This is a genomic window from Aggregatibacter sp. oral taxon 458 str. W10330, from assembly GCF_000466335.1.
Taxonomy (GTDB): domain Bacteria; phylum Pseudomonadota; class Gammaproteobacteria; order Enterobacterales; family Pasteurellaceae; genus Aggregatibacter.
In genome coordinates, this window is record NZ_KE952589.1 from 1 (window position 1) to 12,638 (window position 12,638).

At 43.1% G+C, this 12,638-nt stretch carries 12 protein-coding genes and 2 tRNA genes; 9 read left to right on the forward strand and 5 right to left on the reverse strand.

The window, feature by feature from the left end:
* Positions 1-134: 134 nt before the first annotated feature.
* Both radA and HMPREF9065_RS09165 read right to left on the reverse strand, forming a co-directional pair.
* Positions 135-1,508 (reverse strand): DNA repair protein RadA, encoded by a 1,374-nt coding sequence (radA, locus tag HMPREF9065_RS09170; protein WP_021615147.1) that lies wholly within the window; start codon positions 1,506-1,508, stop codon positions 135-137.
* Between the two features lie 9 nt (positions 1,509-1,517).
* A complete protein-coding gene (locus HMPREF9065_RS09165; protein WP_033002307.1) occupies positions 1,518-2,591 on the reverse strand; it encodes a CYTH domain-containing protein in 1,074 nt (357 codons plus the stop codon).
* 162 nt (positions 2,592-2,753) lie between these two features.
* Between HMPREF9065_RS09165 and HMPREF9065_RS09160 the strand changes: the two genes are divergently transcribed.
* From HMPREF9065_RS09160 to HMPREF9065_RS09130, 7 genes are all read left to right on the forward strand, one after another.
* Positions 2,754-3,434: a TIGR00153 family protein gene (locus tag HMPREF9065_RS09160; RefSeq protein ID WP_021615149.1), complete on the forward strand. Its 681-nt coding sequence runs from the start codon at positions 2,754-2,756 to the stop codon at positions 3,432-3,434.
* 24 nt (positions 3,435-3,458) lie between these two features.
* Positions 3,459-4,724, forward strand: a complete 1,266-nt coding sequence (locus HMPREF9065_RS09155) for an inorganic phosphate transporter (protein WP_021615150.1) — start codon at positions 3,459-3,461, stop codon at positions 4,722-4,724.
* Between the two features lie 141 nt (positions 4,725-4,865).
* Positions 4,866-5,477, forward strand: a complete 612-nt coding sequence (locus tag HMPREF9065_RS09150; protein ID WP_021615152.1) for a TIGR04211 family SH3 domain-containing protein — start codon at positions 4,866-4,868, stop codon at positions 5,475-5,477.
* On the forward strand, positions 5,477-6,769 hold the full coding sequence (locus HMPREF9065_RS09145) for a multifunctional CCA addition/repair protein (protein ID WP_021615153.1): 1,293 nt from the start codon (positions 5,477-5,479) through the stop codon (positions 6,767-6,769). Before HMPREF9065_RS09150 ends, HMPREF9065_RS09145 begins: the two co-directional genes overlap by 1 nt.
* A gap of 6 nt (positions 6,770-6,775) precedes the next feature.
* The gene (gene lolB / locus HMPREF9065_RS09140; protein ID WP_033002309.1) at positions 6,776-7,402 is read left to right on the forward strand and encodes a lipoprotein insertase outer membrane protein LolB; all 627 of its coding nucleotides are present in this window, start codon (positions 6,776-6,778) and stop codon (positions 7,400-7,402) included.
* 3 nt (positions 7,403-7,405) lie between these two features.
* Complete coding sequence (ispE, locus tag HMPREF9065_RS09135) at positions 7,406-8,332, forward strand: 4-(cytidine 5'-diphospho)-2-C-methyl-D-erythritol kinase (RefSeq protein WP_021615155.1); 927 nt, start codon at positions 7,406-7,408, stop codon at positions 8,330-8,332.
* A gap of 41 nt (positions 8,333-8,373) precedes the next feature.
* Entirely contained in the window at positions 8,374-9,324 is a 951-nt protein-coding gene (locus HMPREF9065_RS09130) for a ribose-phosphate pyrophosphokinase (RefSeq protein WP_021615156.1), read from the forward strand.
* Between the two features lie 286 nt (positions 9,325-9,610).
* On the opposite strand, the gene trxA is transcribed toward HMPREF9065_RS09130, so the two are convergent.
* The 3 genes from trxA to HMPREF9065_RS09115 all read right to left on the reverse strand — a co-directional run bounded on the left by trxA (position 9,611) and on the right by HMPREF9065_RS09115 (position 12,179).
* A complete protein-coding gene (trxA, locus tag HMPREF9065_RS09125; protein ID WP_021615158.1) occupies positions 9,611-9,934 on the reverse strand; it encodes a thioredoxin in 324 nt (107 codons plus the stop codon).
* A gap of 120 nt (positions 9,935-10,054) precedes the next feature.
* The gene (locus HMPREF9065_RS09120; RefSeq protein WP_033002311.1) at positions 10,055-11,050 is read right to left on the reverse strand and encodes a 2-hydroxyacid dehydrogenase; all 996 of its coding nucleotides are present in this window, start codon (positions 11,048-11,050) and stop codon (positions 10,055-10,057) included.
* A gap of 19 nt (positions 11,051-11,069) precedes the next feature.
* The gene (locus HMPREF9065_RS09115) at positions 11,070-12,179 is read right to left on the reverse strand and encodes a methionine biosynthesis PLP-dependent protein (protein ID WP_033002313.1); all 1,110 of its coding nucleotides are present in this window, start codon (positions 12,177-12,179) and stop codon (positions 11,070-11,072) included.
* Between the two features lie 241 nt (positions 12,180-12,420).
* Between HMPREF9065_RS09115 and HMPREF9065_RS09110 the strand changes: the two genes are divergently transcribed.
* A tRNA-Gly gene (locus HMPREF9065_RS09110) sits at positions 12,421-12,496 on the forward strand.
* A 7-nt stretch (positions 12,497-12,503) separates the two neighbouring features.
* Positions 12,504-12,577 (forward strand) — tRNA-Cys (locus HMPREF9065_RS09105).
* Positions 12,578-12,638 lie beyond the last annotated feature (61 nt).

The window sequence follows — 12,638 nt, forward strand, 5'->3', positions numbered from 1 at the left end:
GCGTGATTTGGTCGTGCATCAAGATGCACGCTACAAACGAAATCACGGATTACACATCTAGGTTAATGTTAATCATTTATACAATAAAATAGGACAAGCGAAAACCTGTCCTATTACACATCAAAAAAACGCTCCTAGAAATTATCCAGCACCGCAATCGCATCGCCCAACTTCTTCACCGTAAAAACAGCCATATTTTCCACCGCACTTTTCGGCTTGTTGGCAAAGGGTACAATGGCACGTTTGAAACCGTGTTTCGCTGCTTCACTGATACGTTCTTGTCCGCTTGGCACCGGGCGAATTTCACCGGCTAATCCCACTTCGCCGAACACCACTAAATCCGGTGGCAATGGGCGATTACGGAAACTAGAAATCAGCGCTAAGAGCAGGGCTAAATCCGCACCGGTTTCCGTCACCTTGACCCCACCCACAACATTGACGAAAACATCCTGATCGCCCATTTGTAGGCCACCGTGGCGGTGGAGTACAGCAAGCAATAAGGCAAGGCGGTTTTGTTCTAGTCCCACAGCAACACGGCGCGGATTGGCGAGCATCGAATGATCCACCAAGGCTTGAATTTCCACCAACAGCGGACGTGTACCTTCCCACAGCACCATTACCGAACTGCCTGAGGTCTGCTCATCACCACGACTTAAAAAAATCGCTGATGGATTTTTTACCTCTCTCAGCCCTTGTTCCGTCATAGCAAATACGCCTAATTCATTCACGGCACCAAAGCGATTTTTGTGGCTACGCAAGGTACGATAGCGTGAATCGGTTTCGCCTTCTAATAATAAAGAGCAGTCGATAACGTGCTCCAACACTTTCGGCCCTGCCAAGGTACCGTCTTTTGTCACATGCCCCACCATCACGATCGCGACCTGACGGGTTTTCGCATAACGGGTTAAAAAAGAAGCACATTCGCGCACTTGCGCCACACTGCCAGGCGAGGATTGAATATCGGCTAAGTGCATGACTTGAATGGAGTCGATAACAATAATCTGTGGCTTTAACTGATCCGCCAAATGACAAATTTGTTCCACAGAGGTTTCCGACAGCATATGGAGTTTTTCCGGCGGCAACCCAAGGCGTTTAGCACGCATCGCCACTTGTTGCAAAGACTCCTCACCAGTCACATAAAGTGCGGTCATTTTTTGCGACAAATGACACATCACCTGTAACAGCAACGTACTCTTCCCCGCGCCCGGATGGCCGCCAATCAAAATCGCACTGCCCGGCACAACACCGCCGCCTAGAACGCGATCCAATTCTTTAAAACCGCTACTAAAACGCGGCGTTTCTTGTAGGCTAATTTGATCTAAGGTTTGGATTTTAGCGCGGGTTTCACCGGCATAACCGGAAAAACGATCCGCTTTATTATTTGGCGTAGAAACCAACCGTACTTCGGAAATGGTGTTCCACGCTTTACAGGAGGAACACTGCCCTTGCCAACGAGAATACTCTGCACCGCAATCATTGCACACATACGCCGTTTTTGCTTTTGCCATGATCGCCCCTTATTCTTCGCCAAGCGTTAATGTCACCAGATGAAGCATACGCTGTGCATACTGTGGTGTTTGGATAAGATCGAACAATTTACGCATTGCTAACCCATTGTCTTTCGTTTCGCTATGTAAGCGAATAATTTCACGAATTTGCGCCAAGAATTGGGCGTTGGCCTCGGTCAATGCCGTCAGCACATTTTCCAACGCATAGTGATGATTTGCTGCTAGCTGTTCATTGAGTGCCGTTTCTAAGAGATTTTTGTTATCGTCATAATAATGTGCCAAATTAAAAAAGGCGCCGACACGCTCAACGGTTTTAATAAAATCGGTCGCAAAATGATCCGCGCCCAATGCTAACGTTTCTTCGATTAGCGCTTGTTCATAATGCAAAAGTGCGGTCAGTTTTTCCGATGTTTTTTTTGCGTATTTTTCCGTATGCAAAAAACCACGCCAGCGTTCGATCCAATCTGAGGCTTTAGGAATTAAGCCTTGCGCCAGTTGATAACCGCGTTTGGCTTTGCTCATGGAATAAAAATGCACGTTGCCTTGATAATGGTTTAGAAAATCCGCCACAAAGGCAAAAAAAGGTGCTAATCCGCCTTCTTTAATTTCAAATTCAATTTCGCTAATGGCCTGCTGTTTTTCACCGGCAATCACCTTGCCTACATCCACCGCCACTTCAATTTGGCTCGTCGGCGTGGTTTGAATTAACCACATATGACGTTCAAAATCCGTGCTAAAAATCGGGTTTAGTGGCGCTGTTATTTCTAGCGATAATTCATAGTGTTCCGTTAATGCCGCCAAATTGGGTTCCGCATTTGGCAAGGCCACATTATATTCAGGGCGAACGTGCAAACCGCCCGACACCTTGCCATCGGTTTTTAGCGTTAACGTATAATCATCGCCTTTTTGTCGAACGCGCAGCCCCATCTTATGTCGGGTAAAATATCCGTCAGCCGTATCATAATAGGTGTTCGCCAAGAAGGCTTTTTGATGCGCAATCACGTTAAATTGTGCCAAAATCGAGGCGAATTGTTCGATCTGAATATTTTCTACCGCCAGTTTTAATTCAATTTCATCCTGCATACGCTTTCCTTTAAATTCCTTCATTTTTCTGTTTTATTCGTATTTTCTCTCTGCATTATCCGATAAAAGCCTGATTTTTTCGATTAAAATCGTGAATTTTTCATTGACATCATGTAATATGCGCACTGAATTATTAACCTTATCTCCTAAGGAGTTCCTTTTATGGCGATGAATAATATCCTTGGATTATTTGCTCACTCCCCTTTAAAACCTCTCCAAAAACATTCCAGCAAAGTTACCGAATGCTGTGAATTATTAATTCCTTTCTTTGAAGCTATCTTTAAAGAAAACTGGAGCGGTGCAGAGCAACTTCGTCTTGATATCTCCGCACATGAGCGCCAAGCCGATGCGTTAAAACGTGAAATTCGATTAAAATTGCCACGCGGTTTATTCATGCCGATTGAACGCACCGATTTGCTGGAGTTGGTAACTCAACAAGATAAATTAGCCAATTATGCCAAGGATATTGCAGGTCGCATGGTAGGACGTCAATTCGGTATTCCGCAAGAAATGCAGGAAGAATTTATGAGCTATGTCAAACGCAGCTTAGATGCCACAGAACAAGCGCATAAAGTGATTGAAGAAATGGATCAATTATTGGAAACCGGCTTTAAAGGACGTGAATTAAATTTTGTTAATCAAATGATTAACGAACTTGATACCATTGAAGACGATACGGATCAAATGCAAATTAAATTAAGAAAAATGTTGTTTGAAATCGAAGGGCGTTATAACCCTATTGATGTCATGTTCTTATATAAAATTATTGAATGGGTCGGTGTATTGGCCGATCAAGCACAACGTGTCGGCTCGCGTATTGAACTTATGCTGGCGCGCTCCTAATTTTCATTAATTTAGGTATTCTTCATGGAATTACTCTCTCAATATGGTTCACTATTAATTATTATTACAGCCGTTTTCGGCTTTTTCATGGCCTTTGGTGTCGGTGCCAACGATGTTTCAAACGCAATGGGAACATCCGTTGGCTCAGGTACCATCACCCCTAAACAAGCGATTATTATTGCCATGATTTTTGAAGCGGCCGGTGCCTATTTAGCCGGCGGCGAAGTTACCGAAACCATTAAAAGCGGTATCATTGACACCACTCAATTCATCAACCAACCTGAAGTCTTAGTTTTCGGCATGATGGCCGCCCTCTTTGCCTCCGGTGCTTGGTTATTAATTGCCTCCAAAATGGGCTGGCCTGTATCTACCACACATTCTATTGTGGGCGCTATTGTGGGTTTTTCTTGCGTGACAGTAGGGTTTCAGTCGGTGGATTGGAGCAATATTAAAAATATTGTCGGCAGTTGGTTCATTACACCGGTCATTGCCGGTATTCTTGCGTATGCCATTTTTTATAGCACGCAAAAACTGATTTTTGATACAGAAAGTCCGCTTCGAAACGCGCAAAAATACGGCCCTTATTACATGGGCATCACCATTTTCATTTTGTGTATCGTCACCTTAACCAAAGGGTTAAAACACGTTGGCTTAAACTTAAGCAATACAGAAAATATTCTGCTTTCATTCGGCATCAGTCTGATCAGTATTGTTTACAGCCATTTCTATTTCCGTAGCAGTAAATTCAAATTCAAAATGCTAGAAGGCGGCGCTTTCGGCGGTGTAGAAAAAGTTTTCAGCATGTTAATGCTAATGACCGCTTGTGCGATGGCCTTTGCACATGGTTCAAATGATGTTGCGAATGCTATCGGCCCACTTTCCGCCGTGGTCGCAATTATCGAGAGTGACGGTCAAATTATCAATAATGCTCCGCTGGCATGGTGGATTCTCCCTCTTGGCGCCTCCGGCATTATGGTCGGTCTGATTGTTATGGGATACAAAGTGATGGCGACTATCGGTACCGGCATTACGGACTTGACCCCAAGCCGTGGTTTTGCTGCGCAATTTGCCACAGCGATGACTGTGGTTCTCGCCTCTGGTACCGGTTTGCCGATTTCTACCACGCAAACGCTTGTTGGTGCGGTATTAGGGATTGGATTTGCACGAGGGATTGCCGCCATTAATTTAACGGTTATTCGTAATATTTTTGTTTCTTGGATTGTTACGCTGCCGGCAGGTGCATTATTTGCCATTATTATTTACTATCTGCTACAAGCCATTTTCCATTAATATCGGCTTAAGTGCGGTCTAATTTGGCAGCGGATTGTTGACGGCATAGTTAACCGGTTGTGTCATCTCAGCATTAGTGGGACAATCGGTTTGATCCGGAATCAGGCTTTTCATTATTTTATACAATAGAAGGGGTTCAATATGAAAAAAGTCATGCATTATTTGCTTGTACCGTTTTTTTTAAGTGTTGGAATTTCTGCCGCTTATGCGGAAACACAATATGTCACAGAAAATCTTTCTACTTTTTTACGTAAAGGTGCCGGAGAACAATTTAAAATTGCAGGCTCAATTCAAGCCGGTGAAGCCGTCACAGTGCTTGATAAAAAAGATCGCTATACACTGATTCGTGACAGCAAAAATCGTGAAGCGTGGATTCTTAGTAGTGAACTCAGCCCGAATGCCAGCAGCAAGTTGGAAAACCCAAAACTCAAAAGCCAGATTCAAGAATTAAGCTTAAAACTCAATCGATTAGATGACGCTTGGCAACAACGTACGGCAGAAATGCAACGTCGAACCAAACAAGCGGAACAACAAAGCAGCGAATTATTAGAACAAAATTCGCAACTCAAACGCGAATTAGAAATCACAAAAAATAAAAACCGTGATTTAGAAGCCATGTTGGATGCCGGCAAACGCGAAATTGCTATTCAATGGTTTATTTACGGCGGTTCCGTATTGGGTGTCGGCTTATTAATCGGTTTAATCCTGCCATTAATCATGCCAAAACGCCGTCGTCGTGATGGTTGGGCATAATGGTTAAGACGCCATTTCACGTTTATTTGGTTGGTGGCGCAGTGCGTGACCAACTGCTTAACCTGCCGGTAAAAGACCGTGACTGGGTGATTGTGGGGGCGACGCTGCAAGCCTTGCTCGATCTCGGTTATCAACAAGTCGGCAAAGACTTTCCTGTCTTTCTCCATCCGCAAAGTAAAGAAGAATATGCGCTCGCACGCACTGAGCGTAAATCAGGTCAAGGTTATACGGGCTTTATTTGTGACTTTTCCGCCGATATTACCCTTGAACAAGATTTAATTCGCCGCGATCTCACCATTAACGCCATAGCGCAAGATTTACAAGGCAATTTATACGATCCTTACCACGGTGCCGATGATTTACAACAGCGTATTTTGCGCCACGTTTCCCCGGCGTTTGTGGAAGATCCCTTGCGCGTATTACGCGTTGCTCGCTTTGCCGCTCGCTATCATCATTTGGGATTTACCATTGCGCCGGAAACTTTGCAATTAATGCAAACACTCACGCAGCAAGGCGAATTGCAACATCTCACCGCCGAGCGGGTTTGGGCGGAAACGGAAAAAGCGCTCAATGAGAAAAATCCTGAAATCTATTTTGAAACCTTGCGTCAGGTGGGCGCCCTTGCCGCCTTATTCCCGGAATTAGATGCCTTATATGGTGTGCCAAACCCTGCCAAATATCATCCTGAAATTGACAGTTTTGTGCATACTATGATGGTATTACAACAAACCACCTTGCTTTCCGAACAGGTAGATTGCCATAAAAGTGCGGTGCGTTTTGCCGCCATTTGTCATGATTTAGGCAAAGCAAAAACACCAAAATCCAATTGGCCACATCATCATGGCCATGAAAAATTAGGTATTACGCCTACGCGCAATCTGTGCAAACGTCTCAAAGTCCCGTCCTATTATCAACAACTGTCGGAGCTGACTTGTGAATACCACACGCATATTCACAAAATCTTTGAGCTACGCCCGGAAACGGTGGTGAAACTATTTAATACGTTTGATGTGTGGCGTAAGCCATTACGTTTTATGGAATTTCTCTTAGTGTGTTTTGCCGATACTCGCGGCAGAAAGGGCTTTGAACATAGCCAATACCCACAACAAGAATTTGCGTTGGCTTTATATCAAGCGGCCTTAAAAGTCGATGTTCAATCTATTATTGCTGCCGGTTTTGAACATAAAGCCATTCGCGATCAGCTGAATCGCGGTCGTATTTTCGCCGTAAAACAAAAACGTGCGGAAATCTTACCGCACTTTTCTCCCCCAACGATCACTCAGGAAAAATAACGACTTATGAAAACACTAACCTCTTATTTGTGGATGCTATTTATCGGTTTACTCTTAACCGGTTGTGTCGTCACCGATGAACAACGCCCAACAGATGTCAAACATATCGACAGCACCGATCCGACTTGGCAACAACATTTGCAACAAATTAAACGAATTGAAGGCTATCAAGCTTTAGGGCAGCTTGGCTATATCAGCAAAAAAGAACGGTTTTCTACTCGTTTTGACTGGCAATACCATAATCCCCAAAATTATACGCTGAAATTGTATTCCACCCTCAGTAGCGAAACGTTGCAAATTCAAATGCACGCCCAAGGCATGACCATTTCCGATAATAAAGGGCGTCAACGTTCTGCGGCGGATGCCAAAATGTTGTTACGGGAAATTATTGGCATGGACTTCCCATTGGATCAATTTGCTTTTTGGTTAAAAGGACAACCCAAAGATAACGATGATTATCATGTGGGAGAAAATCACCTACTTGCCTCGTTCACGCATTTCTTTGACGGTAAAACGTGGACGGCGGATTATTTGTCTTATCAATCTGGCTCTCAACCACCAATGCCCGAAAATATCTTGCTGAAAACTGACGGACAAACGCTGAAAATCCGTGTTGATGAATGGAAATTCTAAGGCATGAAAACATATCAATTTTCCACCGCACTTTTATCTCATCCGTCATTGAAAAGCGCACAACCGTTGCGCTTTCCTTGCCCGGCTAAATTAAATCTTTTCTTATACATCAATGGCAAACGCCCCGATGGCTACCATGAATTACAAACATTATTTCAATTTTTAGACTTTGGTGATTGGCTATCAATTAAAGTGAGAAATGATGGCAAAATTAATTTAGTCTCATCCATTCCTGATTTAAACGTAGAAGATAACTTAATTTATCGTGCCGCAACCTTGCTTCAACGCCATACTAATACGTCACTTGGTGCCGATCTGGAATTGGATAAAATTTTGCCGATTGGTGGTGGTGTCGGCGGTGGTTCATCCAATGCAGCAACGACTTTAGTAGCATTAAATGATTTATGGAAAACAGGTTTAACGACTGAAGAATTAGCCCAATTGGGCTTAAGCTTAGGAGCGGATGTGCCGATTTTTGTGCATGGCAAGGCCGCATTTGCCGAGGGCGTCGGTGAACAAATCACTTATTGTGAAGTACCGGAAAAATGGTATGTCGTGCTCAAACCGAATGTCTCCATTTCTACGGCTGTTGTATTTTCGGATCCTGCTTTACCACGGAAAACACCAAAGAAACCGTTGTCACAATTACTCCAAGAAGAATACGCAAACGATTGCGAAAAAGTTGTTCGTGATCATTATTCTGAGGTTGAAGAATTGCTTAACTGGTTGGTAAAATATGCACCGGCCAGACTCACCGGAACCGGCGCTTGTGTTTTTGCAGAATTTGATGATGAAAAATCTGCACAATGGGTTCTTGAGGCAAAGCCCCAAAATTGCTTTGGCTTTGTTGCAAAAGGATTAAACCTTTCTCCATTACATGCCATGTTACAACGCACAAATGTTGAAAATTTGCCCGACTCAAGCCACTAATACTTACTTAATAAATCTATAACTCCCGAGGTTAAACGAATATGCCTGATATTAAACTCTTCGCCGGTAATGCAACACCGGAACTCGCCAAACGTATTTCAATATGCTTAAAAACCAAATTAAGCGATGCAACCGTTGGCCGTTTTAGTGACGGTGAAGTGCAAGTGCAAATTAATGAAAATGTTCGTGGTAGCGATGTATTCATTATCCAATCCACCTGTGCACCCACCAATGACAACTTAATGGAATTGTTAGTAATGGTTGATGCACTGCGTCGCGCTTCTGCAGGCCGTATTACCGCTGTGGTGCCTTATTTCGGCTATGCCCGCCAAGATCGCCGTGTTCGTTCTGCGCGTGTGCCAATTACCGCAAAAGTGGTGGCAGATTTCTTATCCGGTGTCGGCGTTGACCGTGTATTAACCTGTGATTTACACGCAGAACAAATCCAAGGATTCTTTGATGTACCGGTGGATAACGTATTCGGCTCTCCGGTGTTAATTGAAGATATTTTAAAGAAAACCGATTTGGTGAATCCAATCGTGGTCTCTCCGGACATTGGCGGTGTTGTGCGTGCCCGTGCTGTGGCGAAACTATTAAACGATACGGATATGGCAATTATCGATAAACGTCGCCCACGTGCTAACGTTTCTCAAGTCATGCATATTATCGGGGATGTGGCTGATCGCGACTGTATCTTGGTAGATGACATGATCGATACCGGCGGTACTTTATGCAAAGCCGCGGAAGCATTAAAAGAACGTGGCGCAAAACGTGTATTTGCTTATGCGACTCATGCGGTTTTCTCCGGTTCCGCAGCAAAAAATCTTGCCAGTGATGCCCTTGATGAAATCGTTGTGACCGATACCATTCCTCTTACCGATGAAATTATCGCATTAGGAAAAGTGCGTGCCTTAACGCTTTCAAAAATGCTTGCCGAAGCAATTCGCCGTATCAGTAATGAAGAATCTATTTCAGCGATGTTTGATGAATAAGGCATAAATAAACGCCAATACATTCAAATCTTCTTTATTGCGCCCAAGTTAATGTTAATGCATTAGGTTGGGCGTTTTTCTTAGATGAACCAACCCAATGATCTTTGATGAGTAAAACGGCAGGATAAGTTTCAGGAAGTGATATCAATCGGAGAATTGAGGGTTTCTGCATTCAATTAAAGGACTGATACCCTCCTTTAGAAAACATTTTAAGATAAATTAATCTGGCAGCAACAAATCTTAGAAGTCACTGCCAGATTCAATATTATCCTCGCATCAAAATGCGTTAGATATTTTGATTGATGAATGCGGCTAATTGATTTTTAGGCAATGCACCTACTTGGCTTGCTACCGGTTTGCCGTCTTTGAACAACAATAATGTCGGGATGCTACGAACACCGAATTGTGCCGGTGTGGCTTGATTGTCGTCGATATTGATTTTCACAATCTTTACTTTACCGGCAAATTCAACTGCCAACTCGTCTAAAACTGGGGCAATCATTTTGCACGGACCACACCACGGTGCCCAAAAATCTAACAATACCGGCACATCAGAATTAACCACATCGGCTACGAAAGTCGCATCGCTGGAATGTAATACTTCACTCATTTTTCTGTCCTTATTTCTTTTGATGAATCATGCCATTTGATCTGGCATTGCTTGTTTAAGTGTCTGCGCATAATAGCATAGCGTAGAGCCATTCGCACAAATTAGTTTAATTGCTGAAAACTAAGATGGTAGCACCTTGTTATCACAAGGCTTACCGCTCCCCACCGCATAAATATTTGATAAGGTCACATCGGCAATACTGGTTAACGCTTCTTCTGTTAAAAAGGCTTGATGCCCAGTGAGTAAGACATTGTGACAAGATGATAAGCGGCGGAAAACATCATCTAAAATGACTTCATTAGATTTGTCTTCAAAGAATAAATCTCTTTCGTTTTCATACACATCCATTCCTAAAGAACCGATTTTACGTTGTTTTAACGCATCAATCGCAGCTTGCGTATCAATTAAAGTGCCACGACTGGTGTTAATAATCATGACGCCATCTTTCATTTTGGCAAACGCATCACGATTTAATAAATGGTAGTTTTCCGGTGTAGCAGGGCAGTGCAACGTAATGATATGTGAACGATGATAAATTTCATCTAACGTCACGTATTCCGCCCCGAGCTCTTCTGCTGCCTTATTTTTAAACGGATCATACGCCAAAATATGCATACCGAACCCTTTTAGAATGCGCATAACAGCCACACCAATCTTACCGGTGCCAATCACCCCAACAGTTCGGCCATGCATATTAAAACCTATCAACCCTTCCAAAGAAAAGTTCGCTTCACGAGTGCGTTGATAAGCGCGGTGAATACGGCGATTTAACGTCAGCATTAGCCCAACCGTATGTTCCGCGACAGCTTCCGGTGAGTAGGCCGGTACACGAACCACAGTTAAGCCCAGCTCTTGTGCTGCTTTTAAATCCACATTATTAAAGCCGGCACAACGTAATGCGATAATTTTTACGCCAAGTGCGGCCAATTTTTCCAACACTTTTCGGCTTCCGTCATCATTAACAAAAATGCACACGGCATCACAATGCTCCGCCATTTTTGCTGTTCGCTCGCTAAGCATAAAATCAAAAAACTCTAGCACCAGCCCATACTTAGCATTAATTAATTCTAAATACTTTCGGTCATAACTTTTTGTACTGTACACCGCAACTTTCATTTTGCCCTCCGTGAATGACTTATTTAAGTTGTGCAAACGCCTGCATTAAATCCGCTTTAATATCCTCAATGTTTTCTAATCCTACTGAAAAACGCAATAGATTATTTGTAATACCGCGAGCAATACGCTCTGCTTCAGGAATATCCATGTGCGTTTGCGTTGCCGGATAGGTAATAAAACTTTCCGTGCCGCCAAGACTTTCGGCAAAGGTAATCAATTTAATGGCTTTTAAGAAAGTATTTACCCAATTTTCATCCTGTAAACGGAAAGAGAGCATTCCCCCCTTATTTGGGTATAACACATCTTTAACTTGTGGCTGTTGGCGTAAAAATTCGGCAACCGCTTTCGCATTTTCTTCATGACGTTGCATACGTAAAGCTAAAGTTTTCATGCCTCGAATGGTTAACCAAGAATCAAATGGTGACAGCACCGGACCGGAACCATTTTGAATGTAAAATAGACGATTACATAATTCCTGCCCTTTCGCCACAATTAAACCAACCAATACATCATTATGACCGGCAATATATTTCGTACCACTATGGATAACAATGTCTGCCCCATGCTCCATTGGACGGAACAACACCGGTGTTAAGAACGTATTATCCACAATAAGTAATAAATTGTGTTTTTTCGCCACCTTCGCAATCGCATCCACATCACATTCTTCCATTAACGGATTAGAAGGGGTTTCAATAAAAATAGCTTTGGTATTTGGCGTAATCGCCGCCTCAATCTCACTAATAGACGCTGTATTCACATAGACCGGTTTCACACCGTGCGTATTTTTATAGCAAAAATCCAATAATCGATAGGTGCCACCATATACATCGCTGGATACAATCCACTCATCCGGTGAGGTAAAGAGAGACATTAGTAATTGAATTGCCGCCATACCGGAAGAACAAGCAAATCCGCGATCACCTTTTTCTAATTTAGCAATAGTTCCTTCTAGTACACTGCGGGTCGGGTTTTTCGTTCTTGTGTAATCAAATCCGGTACTTTCACCGATGCCATGATGCCCATAAGCCGTAGAAAGGAAAATTGGTGTGGAAACTGCACCGGTCCGCGCATCTGTACGATTACCGGCTTGAGCCAATAAGGTATCAATCTCATATTCTTGCGTCATAAATCCTCCGATAAAATAACAAAATTTTATACCGCACTTTTGATAAAAATCGTGCATGCATTTTGGCACAAAGCACAATGTGATTAAAGGAGATTTTTATAACGGTTTCATCAAATAAATGAAAAATTTACTATTGAAATTTTAAAATTTGCATTTTTTTTCAACAAACACATTTATTTTTCTAAATTGTTTATTGACAGTGAGACATAAGTCAGTAAAATGCACGCCACTAACAGCGAATGCGGGAATAGCTCAGTTGGTAGAGCACGACCTTGCCAAGGTCGGGGTCGCGAGTTCGAGCCTCGTTTCCCGCTCCAAACTAATGGCGTGTTAGCAAAGCGGTTATGCACTGGATTGCAAATCCATGTAGCTCGGTTCGACTCCGGGACACGCCTCCATAACCTTTTAGCGCAGTTAGTTATTTTGCCCGAGTGGTGGAATCGGTAGACACAAGGGATT